The sequence below is a fragment of the Methylocystis sp. Uni0008 genome (assembly GCF_056838045.1).
Window position 1 is genome coordinate 867,684 of record NZ_CM166370.1, and the last position, 18,577, is coordinate 886,260.

Sequence of the window (18,577 nt, forward strand, 5' to 3'; positions counted from 1 at the left end):
CTGTCGCCGCGCGGGGAAACCGCGCCGCGAGCGGCTCCGGCGAAGCCTTCCCTGAGGGCGAAACTCCTTTTGCCGCGGCGGCCCCAAAAAGGCTAGAATGCCTCCAAGAAAGGCAAAAGGGATTGAAAATGGCTGAAGATACGGAGCTGCCGCCGCGGGAATCGATGGAATATGACGTGGTCGTCGTCGGCGCAGGACCGGCCGGTCTCGCCACGGCGATTCGCTTGAAGCAAGTCGCGCCGGATCTCTCAGTCGTCGTCATCGAGAAAGGCTCCGAGCCCGGCGCGCATATCCTCTCCGGCGCGGTCATCGATCCAATCGGACTCGACCGGCTTCTGCCCGACTGGCGCACGCGCGAGGACGCGCCGCTCAAGACAAAGGTGCATACGGACCATTTTCTCCTGCTGTCGGAAAAAGCCGGCATTCGCATTCCCAATATGTTGATGCCGCGGCTGATGAACAATCACGGCAATTTCATCGGCTCGCTCGGCAATGTCGTGCGCTTCCTTGCTTCCGAAGCCGAAAATCTTGGCGTCGAGATCTATCCGGGCTTCGCCGGCGCTGAAGTTCTTTATGGCGACAGGGGCGAAATCGTCGGCGTGGCGACCGGCGACATGGGCGTCGGCCGCGACGGCGAACCGAAAGACAGCTTCACCCGCGGGATGGAGCTTAGGGGCAAATATACGATCTTCGCGGAGGGCGCGCGCGGCTCGCTCACCAAGCAGCTGCTGGCGAAATACGATCTTTGCGCCAACAGCGAGCCGCAGAAATTCGGCATCGGCTTCAAGGAGCTTTGGCGCATTCCGAAGGAGAAGCATAAGGACGGGCTTGTGCAGCATTCCTTCGGATGGCCGCTTTCGGCCGACACCGGCGGCGGCTCTTTCCTCTATCATTTCGACGACGATCTCGTGTCGATCGGTTTCGTCGTGCATCTCAACTATTCGAATCCGACTCTCTCGCCGTTCGATGAGTTTCAGCGCTTCAAGACGCATCCGCTGATCGCGCCCACGCTCGAAGGCGGCGAGCGCCTTTCCTATGGCGCGCGGGCGCTGACCGAAGGCGGATGGCAGAGCGTGCCAAAGCTCGTCATGCCGGGCGGCGCGCTCGTCGGCTGCGCCGCGGGCTTCATGAATGTGCCGCGCATCAAGGGTTCGCACAACGCGATGCTCTCGGGAATCATGTGCGCCGAGCATGTCGCGGCGGCGATCGCGGAGGGTCGCGCGCATGACGAAGTGGGCGCCTATGACGCCGCCTGGCGCGCCTCCGACATCGGCCGCGATCTGAAGCCCGTGCGCAACGTCAAGCCGCTCTGGTCGAAATACGGCACCTATGTCGGCGCGCCGCTCTTTGGCCTCGACATGTGGACGAATGAGCTGTTCGGCTTTTCGTTCTTCGGCACGCTCAAGCATGGCAAGGCCGATTACGAAACCTTGAAGCCAGTCTCGGAGGTCACGCCGATCGTCTACCCGAAGCGCGCGAGCGCGGTTGTGTTCGACAAGCTGTCGTCGGTGTTTGTCTCGAACACCAATCATGAGGAGGATCAGCCGGTCCATCTGAAGCTCGCGGACCCTGCGATCCCGATCACGCGCAATCTTCCGATCTATGGCGAACCTGCGCGGCTCTACTGCCCGGCCGGCGTCTATGAAGTCGTCTATGCCGATGAGGAGACGCGCCGCGATCCGCGCTTCGTGATCAACGCGCAGAACTGCGTTCACTGCAAGACTTGCGACATCAAGGATCCGGCGCAGAACATCACCTGGGTTCCGCCGGAAGGCGGCGGCGGACCGAACTATCCGAATATGTGATCGTTCCCGGCGATGCGCCGTCATTGGCGAAGCGAGGCGTCCGCGAGGACCCTCGCTTTTGGCGCAAATGACGCGACGTGGAGTCGCATGAACTGATGTTCTTCATCATCTCGAAGATCGGCGAGTTCTTCCTCGCGCCGGCTCACTTCTTCATCTTCGTCGCCGTCGTCGGCGCGATGCTGCTGTTCACCAGTTGGGAAACGCTGGGTCGGGCGCTCTCGATTGTGAGCGCGCTCGCATTGCTGCTGATGGCCTTCGGACCGCTCGGCAGTCTGTTGGCGGGTCCGCTGGAGGCGCGCTTTCCGGCGCCGCCAGACGACATGCCCGCGCCCGACGGCGTGATCGTTCTCGGCGGCGTGATAGACGAGCGGCTGAGCGCCAGCCGCGACCGCCCCGCGTTGGTCGACGCCGCCGAACGCCTTACTGCGCCGATTGCGCTCAAGCGCAAATATCCGAACGCGCGGCTGGTCTTCACCGGCGGCTCCGCCGCGCTGCGCGGCTCGACGTATGCCGAAGCCGACGCCGTTCAGCGCTTCTGGCGAGAGATCGGACTCGATGACGGCGGCGTTCTATACGAACGCCGGTCGCGCAACACTTACGAGAACGCCGTCTTCACGCGGGAGCTGCTTCACCCGAAGCCGGGCGAGCGCTGGTTGCTCGTCACCTCGGCGATTCACATGCCGCGAGCCGTCGGCGTATTTCGGCAGGCCGGCTTCGACGTGATCGCCTATCCGGTCGACTACCGCACCAGCGGCGCGTCTGGGTTGGAGTTTCCGCGTTTTGCGACGAAGGCGCTCAACCTTGTCGAATTCGCCGCGCATGAATGGGCGGGACTGGTCGCCTATCGGCTTTCCGCCAAAAGCGACGCGCTGTTTCCCGCGCCATAGATCGACGACTGAAGCCGCGCACGCGTCAGTCGTTGCGATGCCGGCGTCCGCGCGAGGAGCCCGCCGGCTCCATGCTGCGCCCGCCCGCGCCGCCCGGATAGGCGCCGTGCTTCATCTCCAGAAAGAGCGCGATCGCCTGAGCGCGGTTGCGCACCTCGAGCTTCTCGAAAAGATTGCGCAGATGGAATTTGATCGTGTTGATCGAGACGCCGAAGTCCTTCGCGAGCTGGCTGTTGGTGTGGCCGGAGCCGAGCGCCGACAGCAGGCTGCGCTCCCGCAGGGTTAGGTTTTCCAGCGGGTCGCTGCGCATCTTGCGGATGTCGACGAAGGGAAACACCATGTCGCCCGCCGCCACTGCGGCGAGCACGTCGAGGAGCCGTTCCGGCGGGGCGCGCTTCGATACGAAGCCGGCGCCGCCAAGCTGCAGCGTCTCGGCTGGCGCGGCGGGATCGTTGGTGCCGCTGTAAACGACGATCTTGGGCGCGGCGACCTGACGCGACAGCGCGCGCAACACGTCGCGGGCGTGCAGCGTCGGCAATTGCCAGCCGATGACGGCGATGGTGAATTTCTGCTGGCGCGCCGCTTCGAGGAACTCCTCGCCATCGGTCAGCTTCGCCACGAGGTTGAATCGGCGGTCGTCGGAGAGCAGCTTGTCCAGTCCGGCGAGGATCAACGGGCTCTTGTCGGCGATGGCGACGTCGATGCGCTCCGCTTCCGCGACCGACTGGGCGCCATCCGCGCCGTTCGGCCGCGCGGCGCGGGCGCCGTCCTTATGGTCGTTCGCCGCCCTGATCGAAGAGGTAGGAGCCATTCAGCCTCCGCCGCCGCGCCGCCCGCAGCTTGTTGGTCGTGATCGCCCCGCAATAGCGTTGAACGCGCGCACATCCTGCCCGGCGGGTCGGAACGCCCTGCCCATTAGAGGTGGGGCGCGAGTCACAATACCGTAGGCGCCGACGGATGCAAGCCTCTTTGCGCGCCGGCTTGGCGGCCGAGTTGGCAAACAAAAACGGCGCGCTGACCAAGTCAGCGCGCCGCCTGCTAAACGCTTTGTGAAGCTTGCCTTAGTCGCTGAACACCCAGCGGGCGGCGAAATAAGCGGCCGCGCCGATGACGATGATCGCGATCATGCCGACCGGGGTCGCTGCATAGCTCGTCAGTTCAAGAATAGCGCCCATAAGTTTCCTCCTTCTGTCACACACCTATGCCGGATTGCCACAAGCCGAGATTCACGCTGCAATCCGCGAAAGCGGCGTTGCGTTCGTCGTCGAATTGGTCAAGTGGATAGCATGGCTGACGCCGGCCCACCTCGGTCTAAGTACAACGTCGACCTCACCTAGGCGGGAACGCGTCTGCATCGCTTGTTCGGCCCTAACCGCGCCCGGAGAGCCATAATGCTCGCAGCTCTCGGCCGCGGTTCCGAAATGCGGTGTTTTCGGAGTATTGCAGACGCAGAGCGCTGTCAAGCGATTGGCGGCGCCGCCGCTGCGCTGCATCGCCGCATCCAAAGCTCGACGGCGGGCGCTCAGTTTACGCTTGCGGGCGCCGTGAGCCGCCGACTATCTATCGGAGCGCGGCAGAAGTCCATCTCGTGAGCGGGCAGTCAATGTTCAAGTTCTTCATCATCGCCATCGCAGTCGTGGCCGCAGGATTTTCAGCCTTTTACGCGTTCCGGCGCGCGCCCGTCTGCTCCGGCGACGGCAAATATATGGCGACGCAGAAGGACTGCGAGGCATGGGGTTTCGACGCGGAAGTCTGCAAGCAGGCGATCGAGAAAGCGCGCGCCGTGGTCGCGCGGGCGGCGCCGAAAACCGAAACGATGTTTCAATGCGAAGTGCGCTTCTCGGACTGCTTCGAGGCGCCGGGCGGAGGCTTTTCGCCGCGCCCGTCGTTCTGTCTGCGGCCGGACAAGGGCGCCGAGCCTCTGGAAGTCAGATATCTCGAGTATGAATCCGATCGCATGAACCGGAAGAAGACCAAGGAAGTGCGCGTCGACTGAACCCGAACGGGATCAGCGCCTGAAATCCGCGCGGCGTTGTTCGATCTGAAATTCCGACGCGTCGATGACCAGCTTGCCGGCGGCGGTGCCGATCGCGATGTGGATCGGCACGACGACATGGGCGTCGGGGAGCGGCGCGAGCCAGACGCTGATGTCGTGATTATTCGCCATATAGCGGGTGGACGAGCTGTCCGGGCGATGACCGGCGATCGGCGTATAGCGCGCCGAGCACACGGTGACGGGGCCTTCATAGCCTCTCGTCTGCGCCGTATGAGCGCCGGCGTAGGCGAGTTCAACGTCGAAACGCGTCACGCCGTCAAACACCGAAATGGTTCGGTTGCACGCCGCAGGACCGGTGAGCTCCTCTCCGGCCGGCACGCGCATGATCAGCGCGCTGACCGGATCGACGATATGCCGCTTGGCGCTTTCCGTCACCGGCACGCGCGCCTCGACGTCCCAGGGCGCGGGCCTCACGTCGACCGATCGCACCGCATTTCCGGCGAGCGACATGCGCACCGTACGCGTCTCATCGCTGTTCGATGTCGTGTTGGCGTAATTGGCCGGGGACGGACCGCCGGCTGTCAGGCCGCCGCTGGCGCTGGCCGCGCCCTTTGTGTTGTTGATCAGATTGGCGAGCCCTGACGTCCGCATCGCGATCTCGACGCGGTAATTCTGCGCGTCGACAATGCCGGAAGCGGATGCGCTGCCGATAGAGATCCCCATCAGGCTCAGGGCGTAGTGGGCTTTGAGAGATTCAGCCGCGGCCGGCGCGCAAAATGCGAGCAAGGCCGCGACCACTACGCAGCCGCGTCGCGCCGAAAGGCGAGTGCGCAAGGCCGCTCTCATGGTTGCGTCGCGTCGCCCGGCGCAGGCGACTTGTCGTCGGCCGTGGTCTTCCTGGCGCGCATAGCGGCCTTCAGGCTCAGGCCCATTCCTGCCAATGTCCGTCTTCGAAAATGCGCCATGACCGCAACCCCGCCTTTGCGACGACGAGTCGTCCCGCCTTCGCCTCGGCGACGAGATGCCGGAATACGAGAGGATTGCGCCAGGAAAACGGCTTTTCCGGGTCGCAGACCGCATGGTATTCGTCGCTGTCGGGGTCGTCCATCAGCAGCGTGCCGACCTTGTCCGGCCGCAGTTGCGGAGAGAAGCTGCGCTCGTCCTTCCAACGGCAGTAATACTCGCGGCATACCTGCGGCCGCGTGTCGTAGACGCCGCAGCCGCCGGTCAGCGCGCAGTGCTCGCAGAGCTTGCCGGCAGGCTTCTTGAACTCTTCGATTTCAAGAACCTTGCAGCAGAAGTAGCAGGAACCGCAGGCCTTGCCTGGAATGTCGAGCATGTCGGTCGAGCGCCGATGGCGTGAGAATCGAATCGGCGTATTGTGAACGCCGGACGGCCGGATGCAAGCAGCGTCAGGCGCATAGCGGGCGGAGCATGACGCATACGATCGATCCGGAAAAACTGTTCGTCTCCCCCGAATGGCTCGCCGAGCGTCTCGACGCGCCGGATATCGTCGTCTTCGACGCGTCGTGGCACATGCCGGCCGCCGGCCGCGACCCTCGCGCCGAGTTTCTCGCCGGGCACATTCCCGGCGCTCAGTTCTTCGATATAGACGCGATCGCCGACCCGTCCACCGGTCTGCCGCATATGCTGCCGAAGCCGGAAGTCTTCGCGGCGGAGATGCGACGACTCGGATTTGGCGACGGCATGCAGGCCGTCGTCTACGACTGCGTCGGCCTGTTCTCCGCGCCGCGCCTGTGGTGGACGCTTAGGGTCTTCGGCGTGGAAAAGGCGTCCATCCTGGCGGGCGGCCTTCCCGCCTGGAAGTCGGAAGGGCGGCCGCTCGAACAGGGCGAGGCGCGAAGCTGGCCTGCGGCCGCTTTCACCCCCCGTTTCGACGCGAGCCTCGTCGCCGACGCGGACGCCGTGCGGCGCGCCCTCGATCTCGGCGGGCCGCAGGTGGTCGACGCGCGCGGCGCGGAGCGTTTCCACGGATGGGCGCCGGAGCCGCGTCCGGGGCTGCGCTCCGGCCATATGCCAGGCGCGCGTAACCTTCCGTTCGGAAATGTCCTGGAAGGCGGAAGGATGAAGGATCGCGCTGGGCTCGAAGCGGCCTTCGCCGCCGCGGGCGTCAATCCCGACGCCCCCGTCATCGCCTCCTGCGGGTCCGGGCTCACGGCTTGCATCATCAGCCTGGCGGTCGCCGCCGCTGGCCGTTCGCCCGCTGCAGTGTACGACGGCTCCTGGTCGGAATGGGGCGCACGGGAAGATCTGCCCGCGGTTGTGGACGATCGCAGCGACGCCTAGATTTTGAGCGTATCGCTCGAAAGATGCGCATACAGTATATTCGATAGGCGCCGGACGACAGTTTGGCGCCAGAACTTTGGCCATGGCGCGACCAACGCGGCAATGTTAGAAGCTCGGCGGCTCTCAGCCGAGCCAAAGTCGCTAGCGGGCCGGGGCTTAAGCTAAGCGCGCGGGGAAATTTGATGAAAAAGGTCGAGGCGATCATCAAGCCGTTCAAGCTCGATGAAGTGAAGGAAGCGCTGCAGGCGGCGGGACTCCAGGGTATCACGGTCACTGAAGCCAAGGGCTTTGGCCGCCAGAAGGGCCACACCGAGCTCTACCGCGGCGCTGAGTATGTCGTTGATTTTCTACCAAAAGTTAAGATCGAGATCGTTCTCGCGGACGACGCCGTGGAGCGCGCCGTCGAAGCCATTCGCACCGCCGCGCAAACGGGCCGCATCGGCGATGGCAAGATTTTTGTTTCCAACGTCGAAGGCGCGATCCGCATCCGCACCGGCGAGACCGGCGCGGACGCCATCTAGCACTGAGCCCCCGCCACATGAGCTTTCTAGCCAACATCTTCAGACGCTCTGCCGCGCCCAATACGAAAACGGCTAAACAGCATGATCAGCAAAGAGAGGCATCAAACCACATGACGACGGCCAAGGACGTACTCAAGCAGATCAAGGATAATGACGTTAAATACGTCGACTTCCGTTTCACCGACCCGCGCGGCAAATGGCAGCATGTGACGTTCGACGTTTCGATTGTCGATGAAGAGGCTTTGACCGAAGGCATCATGTTCGACGGCTCGTCGATCGCCGGCTGGAAAGCGATCAATGAATCGGACATGACGCTGCTTCCTGATCTGAGCTCCGTCGCGCTCGACCCGTTCTTCGCAGCGTCGACGCTGTCGATTGTCTGCGACGTCATGGAGCCCTCGACGGGCCAGCCCTACAACCGCGATCCGCGCGGCATCGCCAAGAAGGCGATGGCCCATATCAAAACCGCCGGGGTGGGCGACACCGCCTTTTTCGGTCCGGAAGCCGAATTCTTCGTTTTCGACGACGTGCGCTTCTCCGTCGAGCCTTACGACACCGGCTTCTCGCTCGATTCGACCGAGCTGCCCTCCAACACCGGCACGGCCTATGAGGGCGGCAACCTCGGCCACCGCGTGCGCACCAAGGGCGGCTATTTCCCGGTGCCGCCTGTCGATTCGGCGCAGGACATGCGCGGCGAGATGCTCGCCGCCATGGCGGCCATGGGCGTCAAGGTCGAAAAGCACCACCACGAGGTCGCGTCGGCGCAGCACGAACTCGGTCTGAAGTTCGAAACGCTCGTCACCGTCGCCGATCATCTGCAGATCTATAAATACGCCATCCACCAGGTGGCGCATTCCTATGGCAAGTCGGCGACCTTCATGCCGAAGCCGGTCTACGGCGACAACGGTTCGGGCATGCACGTCCATCAGTCGATCTGGAAGGACGGCAAGCCGGTCTTCGCGGGCGACAAATACGCCGGCCTCTCTCAGGAGTGCCTGTGGTACATCGGCGGCATCATCAAGCACGCCAAGTCGCTGAACGCCTTCACCAACCCGTCGACCAACTCCTATAAGCGTCTGGTCCCGGGCTATGAGGCGCCGGTGCTGCTCGCCTATTCGTCGCGCAATCGCTCGGCGTCGTGCCGCATCCCCTTCAGCTCCAGCCCGAAGGCGAAACGCGTTGAGGTCCGCTTCCCCGATCCGACGGCGAACCCCTATCTCGCCTTCGCGGCCATGCTGATGGCCGGCCTCGACGGCATCGCCAACAAGATCGATCCGGGCGGACCGGCCGACAAGGATCTCTACGACCTGCCCCCGGAAGAGTTGAAGGCGATCCCCACGGTCTGCGGCAGCCTGCGCGAAGCGCTCGACAGTCTCAAAGCCGACAACGCCTATCTGACCGCCGGCGGCGTCTTCGACAAGGACTTCATCGACTCCTACATCGAGCTCAAGATGCAGGACGTGATGCGCTTCGAGATGACGCCGCATCCGGTCGAGTTCGACATGTATTACTCCTACTGACGTAGGAGGCGGCCGTTTCGGCCGTCGACATCGGATATGATCCGGGAGGCGATCCATCGCCTCCCGGATTTTTTTTGCGCATTTCATCGAGCTGCGTATCGCGCCGCCGCTGTCGCACAGGCGTCATGCGCCTGTCATTCCGCCGAGCGAAATTGCGGCAAAACCAAGTACGACTTGCTGAACGCTCGCCGTGCGGCGCCTTTCGAGCTGCTCCCGTCGGCGCACGCTTCCCATGGCGAGTTCGTTCGGCCGCAATGATTGACGCTACGGAGAGACACCATGAAATTGCGCGCCTTGTTCGCCGCCGTCGCCGCCGTCGCGGTTCTGACCGCCGGCGCGGCCGCGCTCGATATGGAGCTTTCTCCCTACAAAGCGGTCGGCGATCTTTCTGGAACGCTCAAGTCCGTCGGCTCCGACACCATGCTTCATGAGATGGAGCTGTGGGCCGAGGGATTCCGCTCGATTTACCCGAACGTCGCAATCGAAATCGAGGGCAAGGGGTCCAACACCGCGCCGCCGGCGCTGCTCTCGGGCGCAGCCCAGCTGGGTCCCATGTCGCGACAGATGACGCCGGACGAGATCGGCGCCTTCGAGACCAAATTCGGCTACAAGCCGACGGCGGTTCTCGTCGCCATTGACGCTCTGGCGATCTATGTCCACAAGGACAATCCGCTGCAATGCGTCAGCATGGAGCAGTTGGAGCGGGTCTTCGCCGCCGACCCCAAGAGCGGCGGCGGAAGAAGCATACGCACCTGGGGAGAACTCGGTCTGACCGGCGAATGGGCGGCGAAACCCATCGCGATGTACAGCCGCAACACGCTCTCCGGCACCTACAAATTTTTCAAACAGAACGTGTTGAGCGGCGGCGACTTCAAGGACGACATCAACATGCAGGCCGGATCCGAGGCGGTCGTGAGCGCCGTCGGCGCCGACAAATTCGCGATCGGCTATTCCGGCATCGGCTACAAGACCAGCGCCGTGCGCGCCGTTCCCGTGGGAGCCGTCGGCAAAGGCTGCTACGACGCCTCCTTCGACAACACCTATTCTCGAAAATATCCGCTGGCGCGCGGCCTCTATGTCTACCTGCTGAAGGATCCCAAGAGGCCGATGGATACGTTGAGCGGCGAATTCGTCAAATACGTCCTTTCGAGAGACGGCCAGACGCAGGCGAAGAAAGGCGGCTATTACCCGATCACCCGCAACATCCGTGAACACGAATTGACGCGGCTCGGCCTTCTCGCGTCAGCGAGGTGAACGCCAGCACGCTGAATCGCGTATCCGATCGCCAGCTCAGGGCTCCAGCGTGACGAGCCTGCCTTCGTCAGTCTCGACATGGACATAACGGGGCCCAAAAGACCTATAGCGACCGCTCGCGATCGTCACAAACTCGCATAGCGGCAGTTCCGCCGCGTCTTCCGCGGGACGAGAGATATAGAGATCGGCGTGGTAGAGGCCTTCCCCCTCCAAGCCATGCGTGTCTTTCCCGAGCGCCGCAAGCGTCTGCAACGTATGTTCGAATTCGTCCCGGTTGCGGAAACGCCGCTGTATGAAGGTTGCTCCGTCCAAGTGCTCCGTGACGTAACCAAAGTCGCTCAGCGCCTGTGCGACGCCGTCAAAGGGGAACATGCGCAGCACGAAGGAGATCACCCATGGTCGGCGCTTCGCCTGCGCGAGCAGCTTGCGGAAAGTCGTCTCTCCCAGGTAGCCGATACAGCCGGTCGAAAGAATGACGTCCGCGCGAGAAACGATGCGCGCGGCGTCTGCGTGCAACTCGCTTTCCTCAAGATCGGCGACGACGCCATCCTGGAGCAGACCGACGCTCGTGGCGTAACGGATCGCGGGCTCGGAGACGTCAAGACCGATGAAGCTCGCCAGGCCGCGATCCGGCCACGCCGCAAAATAGTTGGCGTCAAGCCTCAGCAGATCGTCCGAGGATAATTCCACCAGTTCGCGTCGGGCGTATCGACGCCTCAACGTATCGAAGGTGAGTGGGAATCGATGCACTGCGGCGTTGATGCCGTAAGAACAACCGACGTCGAGAACGATGGGCTTGTTCCCGCCCGAAGCCTTCGCTGCGAGCACCTGCCGAATGACAGGCTCAGCGACGTCAGGGATCATGTAGTCTAAGCCGCCCAGAACAGAATAGTAGGATCTGGGGTCATCCATGATGTAGATTTCGTCGAAGTTCGCCTTGGCCATATTGATCTGGCCATAGTCGTCGATCACGATTCCACGCCTCCCTTGTCATCCATCCGGAGCGACGACGCTGCACTTTAGAGGCGTGTCCGCCGGCGCGCTGGGTTCATCGTGTGGCTAAGCGACACCTTAGCGCTTCGCTGCAGAAAATTCTATGTTTTTCGGCTATTGGCAGATTCGATAAGCGCCATTCGATCCATGCCGCTCAATATCGAAATGCAGATGACTCGCGTGATAGGGATCTGATCCAGGCCCAAGCACGGTAGTGAACCAGCCGCATGCGGCCGATCTCAGGGCTTTGACGTAAGCCGCCGACTGAGGATCAGGCTGCGAGTCGACCGCTACTTTACGCCCGTTCGAGAAAACAAAAGCGCCAACGTCGAGTGCGAGTCCCTTGCCGTGCGCGCTGAGCTTGGCTGCGGGATCCTGATTGCGGCCGCGGCATTCGTAGCCGGGTCCAGTGTCGATCGACGCCAGCGATCCGTCCAATGTTCCGGCGCCGAGCGGCGCGAGCAGATTTTTGGTGAAATCCGAAAACTTCAGCGCGAAGGCGCAACTGAGCATCGGCTTCGCATTGAGCATAACCTGCCGCTTGCCGACAGTGATGGCGACGAGACGAACGGGACCGTTGATCGCGCAACCATTCAGTCCCCCGAGAGGCGCTTCGACTGTCTCGAAAACGACTTCCGCCGCGCGCAGATTCGTCATGCAGTCCAAGTCGGGCTGCGCGTCGACTTGCGGCGGTTTCGCGTCCGACGGAGGCTTTGGTTGGGGAGCGGCTTCGTGAAAATCGGGTCTTCGCGGAGGCGACGGCGCCTCAAGCGCCGCCGCGCGATTCGCCGGCGCGCTCAAACTGGAAATGAGCGCAACCTCGACTGCCCTGTGCACCAGCCATCGAGAGATCAACGTCGCCCCGCCTTTAGCCGCGCCATTCTTCTCTTCGGGCGTTAGGGCGCCTACATTGGGACCAGTGGAGGAAGCCATGTCGAACGCCATTACCGTCACCGTTCCGCACGATCTCGGCGTCGAAAAGGCGAAAGCCCGCGTCTCCGAACAGCTGACCATGATGCAGCGCGAATATATCGACAAGGTCGCGCATTCCGAGGTGACCTGGGCTGGCGACGTCGCGACGGTTCACGTGAGGGCGCTCGGACAGGCGGCGTCGGCGCAGATCACGGTGTTGAAGGACCTGCTACGCATCGACGTTCAGCTTCCGTGGCTGCTCGCCGCACTGGCCGGCAAGGTGCAGCAGGTCATCGCCCGTAACGCCAACGACGCCTTGCGCATCGGTCACGAGCCGAAAGACGATTCTAGCGGCGCGCGTAAAACACCGTGAAGCGATGGCGTTTCCAGCCTATGTCCGCATAGCGGAAGCCCGCCTCCTTGAGCCAGGCGATCTGGTCGGCGAAGGTCGCGCTGCGATCGAGTTCGGCGCGCTTTCTGGCCGCCGAGAAATCCTCGTCGCCGACGCCTGACCGTTTGACGTCCGCCTCCCAGCGGCGCTGATACGCGTCCTCGATTTCACTCGTCGCGCCAAGCGACTGGTCGGCGTTGACGAAGACGCCGCCGGGCCGCAGCGCATCATGGATCCTTTGGAAGAGGCGGCGCTTCGCCTCATGCTCGAGATGGTGGATGGACAGCGCCGAAACGACGGCGTCGAGCGGCCCTGCAAGCGGCGCGGCCACATAGTCGGCGAGCGACAGGCGCACGCGCGCGCCGTAAATGGCCAGCCGTTCTCGCGCGGCGTCGAGCATCTTCGGCGCCGAATCGACGCCTTCGACCCGCGCGCCCGGAAAGCGTGCGAGAATCATCTCCGACAAAAGTCCGGTGCCGACGCCAAGGTCGACGCATCGGAACTCGCCGGCTCCAACGGTCTCTTCGAGAAGGTCGAGCGCTGTCCCGTAGAAGGCGTCGAAATGCGGAATGAGTTTGCGTCGCAGCGCGTCATAGCCTGGAACGGCGTTTTCGAACGCAGCGCGCACGGCGTCGGAATGCGGTTCGGTCATAGGTCGTCCAGCATCGCCCGCGGCGGTGAAGCGGCTCAGCGCCCTTCCGCTCGCCTTCCGAAGTCGGGCGCAGACGTGTCCTGGCCCTGTTCGATGATCGAGCGGCGAATTTCGCGCGTGCGCGAGAAAAACTCCAGCAGCCCCTGCCCGTCGCCGCGCCTGATCATCCGCTGCAGCGCGCTTAAATCCTCATTGAACCGCCCGAGCATCTGCAGAACGGCGTCCCGATTGGCGAGAAAAATATCGCGCCACATGATCGGGTCAGACGCCGCGATGCGCGTGAAATCGCGAAAGCCGGAGGCCGAGAATTTGATGACCTCGGAACGCGTCTCATCGCCGAAATCATCCGCCGTGCCGACGATGTTGTAGGCGATGAGATGCGGCAGGTGGCTCGTGAGCGCGAGCACCGCGTCATGATGCGCGACGCTCATCGTCTCGACATTGGCGCCCAGACGCTTCCAGAACTCTGTGAGCTTTCCCACGGCCACGTCGTCGGCGTTCTCAGGCGGGGTGAGAATGCACCAGCGATTCTGGAACAGGGTGGCGAATCCTGCGTCGGGTCCGGAGAACTCCGTGCCCGCGATCGGATGCGCGGGAATGAAGCGCGCTGGCTCGGGAAGATGCGGCGTCATCTGCGCGACGACTGCGCCCTTCACCGAGCCGACATCGGAAACGAGGGCGCCTTTTTGAAGATGCGGCGCAATGGCCTGCGCGACCTCGCCGCATGCGCCGACCGGCGTGCACACGATGACGAGATCGGCGCCGGCGAGCGCCTGCGCATGATCCTGCGTCGCGAGATCGGCGAGGCCGAGTTCGCCGGCGCGGCGGACGATCTGCGGCGATGCGTCCATCACGGCGATGCGCCGCGCCGCGCCGAACTGACGCGCGGCGCGCGCGATCGACGACCCGATGAGCCCGACGCCGATCAGCGCAAGGCGTTCGCAAACGACGTCAGCCATGGACGCCTGCTCGCGCGTCTTGCGGCGCCCCGGCGCTCTGCATGAATTCTGCAAGCGCGTCGACGACGCGTTCATTCGCCTCCTGCGCGCCGACTGTGAGCCGCAGAAACTGCCCCATGCCGTAAGCGCCGATGGCGCGCAGCACGAGGCCGCGCGTCGTCAGAAAACGATCGGCGTCCGCAGCCGTTAATGGCGGCGCGTCAGGAAATCGGATGGCGATGAAATTGGCGACGCTCGGCAGAACTTCGAGGCCGAGCGCGGAAATTTCTCGGGTAAGCCATGGCAGCCACTGGGCGTTATGCGCGATCGCGGCGTCGAGATGGGCGCGGTCCGACAAGGCGGCGATCGCCGCAACCGAAGCCGCGCTCGAGACATTGAAGGGCGAGCGAATGCGATTGAGCGCATCGATCACATGCCGCGGTCCGTAACCCCAGCCGACGCGCAGACCCGCAAGGCCATATATTTTCGAGAAGGTGCGCGTCATCACGACATTGTCGTGCGCATCGACGAGCGCGACGCCCGCTTCGTAATCCTCGCGCAGGACATATTCGGCATAGGCGGAGTCGAGCACGAGCAGCACATGCGACGGCAGCGCGCGCGCCAGCCGCGAGACCTCTCTCGCAGAAAGGAACGTGCCGGTAGGATTATTCGGGTTGGCGAGGAAAACGATTTTCGTTCTCTCGCCCACACAGCCCAGCAGCGCATCAACGTCCGCGGTGTAGTTTCTCTCTGGCGCGACGACGGGCGTTCCGCCGGCGGCGAGCGTGACGATCTTGTACTCGAGGAAGCCGTACTGGCTGTAGACGGCTTCGTCGCCTGGCCCAAGGTAGGCGAGCGCCAGCAGCTCCAGAATGTCGTCCGAGCCGGCGCCGGCGATGATCCGTTCAGGATCAAGCGCGTAACGCGCGCCGACCGCCTCGCGCAGGGCGCGCGACGAGCCCTCCGGATAAAGCGCAATGTCGCCAGCCATGTCGCGCACCGCTTGAACGGCGCGGGGCGATGGGCCGAGGGGCGTCTCATTGGCGGACAGTTTGAAAACGCGCGCCGCCCCGGGCGCGGCGCTCTTGCCCGGGACGTAAGCGTCGATGGCGAGAACGCTTGGTCGAGGAGTGGGACGCGTCATGATCAATCGCCGGGAGCAAAGACGCCGCTGCGGGCGTCGTTGAGCTGGAAACGCATCGCATGGCTGCCGATCACGTCGACGCGCGCGCCTTCGACCCCTGCTTCGGCCATCGCTTTGGCGAAGGATTGGGCGTCGGCGTCGCCGGCCGCTGCGACGAGCAACGCCAGACCTTCCGGATGTGGCGCGCTCGCGAGGATTTCGCCCTTGAGCGCCTGAAAAGCCGCTGGCAGCGCATGAGTCCAGCGCGCGAGGCCGACTGCATAGAGCGTCACGCCATGCGCCATCGTATCGGGCGCCAGCCGCGCGACGACGAACACCGGCAGGCCCGCTGGATGATTGGGCCGCTCCACGAAAGGCAGCCGGGCGATGATTTTGGGCGCATCCTCGCCGACGAGGCGCATCCACCAGGCGCCGTCCGAGAGCCCGCCCGTGGCGCGCAACATGCCCAGATCGCCTGCCGAGGCGGCGACCGCGTCAATGACGGCCCCCGCCCCGTGATGCCCGACATAGGGAACGGTGAAGCCGAAATGGAATCGCGCGGAATCCCGGATCTGCGCGTCGCCGCCGCTGTCGTCGGCATGCACCGAATAATTCGCCTGCACATAGGTGAAGGTCGAGACGATGACGCGCCAGACGCCCTCGACCGCGTCAAGCGGCAAAATCCCCTCGTGGCGCTCGACCAGCGCGCGCATCATCTGCGCCTCGCGATCCGGCCGAAAGGCGCAGCCGCCCCCCTGCGCGCGCTTGACGGCGATCAGCCGGTCGATGATCTCGCCGCGCTGCATCAACAGCCGATGCATGTCGCGATCGATGCGGTCGATCTCGGCGCGCAATTCGGTAAGCCTGTCAGCGGCAGGCGTGAGCAAAGGCGCATTCTGCATGGCGCTCTCTCTTAGGCCAGCGGGCGACGGGAGGCAATGAAAGGGAAGACAATCATACGATGCCGAGAAAGAGCGCCAGCGCCCGGTTCACGCGCAACAGCAACTCATCGTCAGCTTCGCCGATCACCTCTCCAATCTTTGACGACGGCACCACGGTCAGCTTATCGACCGCGATTTGGGATGCTTGTCGGACTCCATTGCGAGCCGATGGCTGGACGTCCAGGCGGAACAAATCTGCATCGTCGCGCAGCGTGGTGGTCAGCGGACAAATCACGACCGACGGCAATTCTGCAAATAGATCGCTCTGAACGATCAGCGCGGGGCGCGGCTTACCGTAGTCTCCAGGCGTCGCCACCACAACGAACGCGCCGCGCCGCATTTAGTGCTCGGGCCACTCGTAAACGCTCGCCACGAATCGCATGATCTCGTCGCCGCCCGGATCATGCTCGGCGACGGCGCGAGCCTGCCGATGGCACCTTTCGACAACCTCGGGGGACCGCGTATCGGGCGCCCAAATCTGCACCGGGCGCAAGCCCGAGGCCCGCATCCTCTGTCGGTAGTTGGCCATCCGGTTCCGTGGCGATACGGGCTTGGCGCTCTTGGGCGTGCGAGGCATTTAGAAATCCGGGCTTGCGTAACATGTTACATAACGCTCAAGACCTTGTCATCAAGATTGCGGGCGAGGTTCTACCCCGCCCCCTCCAGCAGCCGCGCCGCCGCGGCGCGCGCCTCTTCGGTGATGGCGGCGCCCGACAGCATGCGGGCGATCTCCTCGCGCCGCTCGCCCTCGGCAAGCACGGCGACGCTGGTCGCGACCCGCCTGTCCTTCCCCGCCTTCGCTGGCGCGCCCTTGCTGATCCGCAGATGCTGGCCGGCGCGGGCGGCGACCTGCGGCGCATGGGTGACCGCGAGCACTTGCGCGCGTGCGGCGAGCCGCGCCAGCCTTTGGCCGATGGCGTCGGCGACGGCGCCGCCGACGCCGGTGTCGATCTCATCGAAGACGAGCGTCGGCGCCGAACCGCGATCGGCGAGCACGACCTTCAGCGCCAGCATGAAGCGGGCAAGCTCGCCGCCCGATGCGACCTTGGTCAGCGGACCCGGACGGGACCCTGGATTGGTTTGCACCCAGAATTCGACGCGATCGATCCCTTCCGGTCCTCCAGACTGAGGATCGCTCGTCACCTGCGTCGAAAAATGCGCGCCATCTAACCGCAACGGCTTCAACTCGGCGTCGACCAGCGCATCGAGTTTTCGCGCAGCTGATTTTCGCGCCTGTGAGAGCGCCAGGGCCGCCTCGTCGTACGACAGCTTTGCGTCCGCGAGCGCGCGTTCGAGCGCGACGAGCCGCGCCTCGGAAGCGTCAAGCGATGCGATGTCATCGGCGAACTTCTCCGCAAGCTTTGCAAGATCCGCGACCGCCACCTGATGCTTGCGCGCGACGCCGCGCAGAGCGAACAGCCGCTCTTCGATGCGCTCCAGTTCGGCTGAATCGAATCTTGTCTCGGCGAGCGCCTGTTCGAGCGCTTCTTCAGCGAGGCCCAGCGCGTCGACCGCCTGCGTCAGCGCGCGCGCAGGCGCGTCCAGCAGTTGCGGCGCCTGCGTCAGACGCCGCTCCAGTCGCCGAGCCGCCTGAGCGATTTCCCGCGCCGGCGATCCGTTATTCGCAAGTGCCGCGAGCGCGTCGGAGATGTCGGCGGCGACCTTTTCGGCGCGTTGCATGAAGAGCCGGCGTTCGGCAAGCGATTCTTCCTCGCCTTCCTGCGGCGAGAGCTCCGAGAGCTCCGCGTATGCGTGGCGTAGATATTCAGCGTCTGCGCGCGCTCTGGCGACGCGCTCTTCTTCTTCCGCCAGTTCGCGCCGCGCGGCCTGCCATGCGCCATAGCGCGTGCGCACGTCATTCGCCTGTGCGACCAGGGCGCCATGCGCGTCCACGAGCGCGCGATGCGCGCCAGGATCGACGAGCGCGCGTTCGTCATGCTGACAATGGATCTCGACGAGCTCGCGACCGATGGCGCGCAGCGCCTGCGCCGTCGCGGGCTGATCGTTGACGAACGCCCGCGTGCGGCCGTCCGCGGCCTGCACCCGGCGCAACACCAGTTCGTCCGCGCTCGCCAGTCCGAATTCGCGCGCCGCAAGATGCGCGGGATGGTTCGCGGACGTATCGAAAACCGCCGTCACCTGCCCCTGCTCGCAGCCGGCGCGAACCAGCGACGCGTCGCCGCGTCCTCCGAGCGCCAGCACGAAGGCGTCGAGCAGAATTGATTTTCCGGCACCCGTCTCGCCCGTGAGCGTCGTCAGACCCGGCGCGAATTCCAGATCGAGCGAGTCGATCAGAACGATGTCGCGAATCGAAAGACGAACCAGCATGAGGCTTCG

20 protein-coding genes are annotated in these 18,577 nt (G+C 64.1%); 8 read left to right on the forward strand and 12 right to left on the reverse strand.

Annotated elements, in window-relative coordinates; translation table 11 throughout:
• The first annotated feature begins 128 nt into the window (after window positions 1–128).
• Entirely contained in the window at window positions 129–1,805 is a 1,677-nt protein-coding gene (locus AC0X69_RS04335; RefSeq protein WP_482611641.1) for an electron transfer flavoprotein-ubiquinone oxidoreductase, read from the forward strand.
• A 95-nt stretch (window positions 1,806–1,900) separates the two neighbouring features.
• Window positions 1,901–2,692 carry a YdcF family protein gene (locus AC0X69_RS04340; RefSeq protein WP_482611643.1) on the forward strand — a complete coding sequence of 264 codons (792 nt, stop codon included), beginning with the start codon at window positions 1,901–1,903 and terminating at the stop codon, window positions 2,690–2,692.
• Window positions 2,693–2,717: 25 nt separating this feature from the next.
• Here AC0X69_RS04340 and AC0X69_RS04345 read toward each other — a convergent pair whose 3' ends face one another.
• Entirely contained in the window at window positions 2,718–3,503 is a 786-nt protein-coding gene (locus AC0X69_RS04345) for a LuxR C-terminal-related transcriptional regulator (RefSeq protein WP_482611645.1), read from the reverse strand.
• Between the two features lie 777 nt (window positions 3,504–4,280).
• Here AC0X69_RS04345 and AC0X69_RS04350 point away from each other — a divergent pair.
• Window positions 4,281–4,688, forward strand: a complete 408-nt coding sequence (locus tag AC0X69_RS04350) for a DUF1190 domain-containing protein (RefSeq protein WP_482611647.1) — start codon at window positions 4,281–4,283, stop codon at window positions 4,686–4,688.
• A 12-nt stretch (window positions 4,689–4,700) separates the two neighbouring features.
• Here the strand turns inward: AC0X69_RS04350 and AC0X69_RS04355 are convergent, their stop codons facing one another.
• Window positions 4,701–5,522 carry a DUF3108 domain-containing protein gene (locus tag AC0X69_RS04355; RefSeq protein ID WP_482611649.1) on the reverse strand — a complete coding sequence of 274 codons (822 nt, stop codon included), beginning with the start codon at window positions 5,520–5,522 and terminating at the stop codon, window positions 4,701–4,703.
• An 88-nt stretch (window positions 5,523–5,610) separates the two neighbouring features.
• Window positions 5,611–6,027 carry a hypothetical protein gene (locus tag AC0X69_RS04360; RefSeq protein ID WP_482611651.1) on the reverse strand — a complete coding sequence of 139 codons (417 nt, stop codon included), beginning with the start codon at window positions 6,025–6,027 and terminating at the stop codon, window positions 5,611–5,613.
• A 95-nt stretch (window positions 6,028–6,122) separates the two neighbouring features.
• Here AC0X69_RS04360 and sseA point away from each other — a divergent pair, with 95 nt between their 5' ends.
• The 4 genes from sseA (at window position 6,123) to AC0X69_RS04380 (ending at window position 10,290) form a co-directional block, all read left to right on the forward strand.
• Complete coding sequence (gene sseA / locus AC0X69_RS04365) at window positions 6,123–6,995, forward strand: 3-mercaptopyruvate sulfurtransferase (protein WP_482611653.1); 873 nt, start codon at window positions 6,123–6,125, stop codon at window positions 6,993–6,995.
• A gap of 182 nt (window positions 6,996–7,177) precedes the next feature.
• Window positions 7,178–7,516 (forward strand): P-II family nitrogen regulator, encoded by a 339-nt coding sequence (locus AC0X69_RS04370; protein WP_014890136.1) that lies wholly within the window; start codon window positions 7,178–7,180, stop codon window positions 7,514–7,516.
• Between the two features lie 110 nt (window positions 7,517–7,626).
• Window positions 7,627–9,036, forward strand: a complete 1,410-nt coding sequence (glnA, locus tag AC0X69_RS04375; RefSeq protein ID WP_482611655.1) for a type I glutamate--ammonia ligase — start codon at window positions 7,627–7,629, stop codon at window positions 9,034–9,036.
• Between the two features lie 279 nt (window positions 9,037–9,315).
• The gene (locus tag AC0X69_RS04380) at window positions 9,316–10,290 is read left to right on the forward strand and encodes a PstS family phosphate ABC transporter substrate-binding protein (RefSeq protein ID WP_482611657.1); all 975 of its coding nucleotides are present in this window, start codon (window positions 9,316–9,318) and stop codon (window positions 10,288–10,290) included.
• 36 nt (window positions 10,291–10,326) lie between these two features.
• On the opposite strand, the gene AC0X69_RS04385 is transcribed toward AC0X69_RS04380, so the two are convergent.
• The gene (locus tag AC0X69_RS04385) at window positions 10,327–11,202 is read right to left on the reverse strand and encodes a class I SAM-dependent methyltransferase (protein WP_482613307.1); all 876 of its coding nucleotides are present in this window, start codon (window positions 11,200–11,202) and stop codon (window positions 10,327–10,329) included.
• A gap of 195 nt (window positions 11,203–11,397) precedes the next feature.
• Window positions 11,398–11,940 carry an extensin family protein gene (locus AC0X69_RS04390; protein ID WP_482611659.1) on the reverse strand — a complete coding sequence of 181 codons (543 nt, stop codon included), beginning with the start codon at window positions 11,938–11,940 and terminating at the stop codon, window positions 11,398–11,400.
• A 274-nt stretch (window positions 11,941–12,214) separates the two neighbouring features.
• Here AC0X69_RS04390 and AC0X69_RS04395 point away from each other — a divergent pair, with 274 nt between their 5' ends.
• Window positions 12,215–12,568 (forward strand): polyhydroxyalkanoic acid system family protein, encoded by a 354-nt coding sequence (locus AC0X69_RS04395; protein WP_482611661.1) that lies wholly within the window; start codon window positions 12,215–12,217, stop codon window positions 12,566–12,568.
• On the opposite strand, the gene AC0X69_RS04400 is transcribed toward AC0X69_RS04395, so the two are convergent.
• The 7 genes from AC0X69_RS04400 to recN all read right to left on the reverse strand — a co-directional run bounded on the left by AC0X69_RS04400 (window position 12,543) and on the right by recN (window position 18,568).
• The gene (locus tag AC0X69_RS04400; protein WP_482611663.1) at window positions 12,543–13,238 is read right to left on the reverse strand and encodes a class I SAM-dependent methyltransferase; all 696 of its coding nucleotides are present in this window, start codon (window positions 13,236–13,238) and stop codon (window positions 12,543–12,545) included. The genes AC0X69_RS04395 and AC0X69_RS04400 overlap by 26 nt on opposite strands.
• 35 nt (window positions 13,239–13,273) lie before the next feature.
• On the reverse strand, window positions 13,274–14,197 hold the full coding sequence (locus AC0X69_RS04405) for a prephenate/arogenate dehydrogenase family protein (RefSeq protein WP_482611665.1): 924 nt from the start codon (window positions 14,195–14,197) through the stop codon (window positions 13,274–13,276).
• Window positions 14,190–15,320, reverse strand: coding sequence for a histidinol-phosphate transaminase (gene hisC / locus AC0X69_RS04410; RefSeq protein ID WP_482611667.1), 1,131 nt, complete (start codon window positions 15,318–15,320; stop codon window positions 14,190–14,192). Before hisC ends, AC0X69_RS04405 begins: the two co-directional genes overlap by 8 nt.
• Window positions 15,321–15,322: 2 nt before the next feature.
• Complete coding sequence (locus tag AC0X69_RS04415; protein ID WP_482611669.1) at window positions 15,323–16,201, reverse strand: chorismate mutase; 879 nt, start codon at window positions 16,199–16,201, stop codon at window positions 15,323–15,325.
• A 52-nt stretch (window positions 16,202–16,253) separates the two neighbouring features.
• Window positions 16,254–16,580, reverse strand: coding sequence for a type II toxin-antitoxin system PemK/MazF family toxin (locus tag AC0X69_RS04420; RefSeq protein ID WP_482611671.1), 327 nt, complete (start codon window positions 16,578–16,580; stop codon window positions 16,254–16,256).
• The gene (locus AC0X69_RS04425) at window positions 16,581–16,817 is read right to left on the reverse strand and encodes an antitoxin MazE family protein (protein WP_482611673.1); all 237 of its coding nucleotides are present in this window, start codon (window positions 16,815–16,817) and stop codon (window positions 16,581–16,583) included.
• A gap of 71 nt (window positions 16,818–16,888) precedes the next feature.
• A complete protein-coding gene (recN, locus tag AC0X69_RS04430) occupies window positions 16,889–18,568 on the reverse strand; it encodes a DNA repair protein RecN (RefSeq protein ID WP_482611675.1) in 1,680 nt (559 codons plus the stop codon).
• Window positions 18,569–18,577 lie beyond the last annotated feature (9 nt).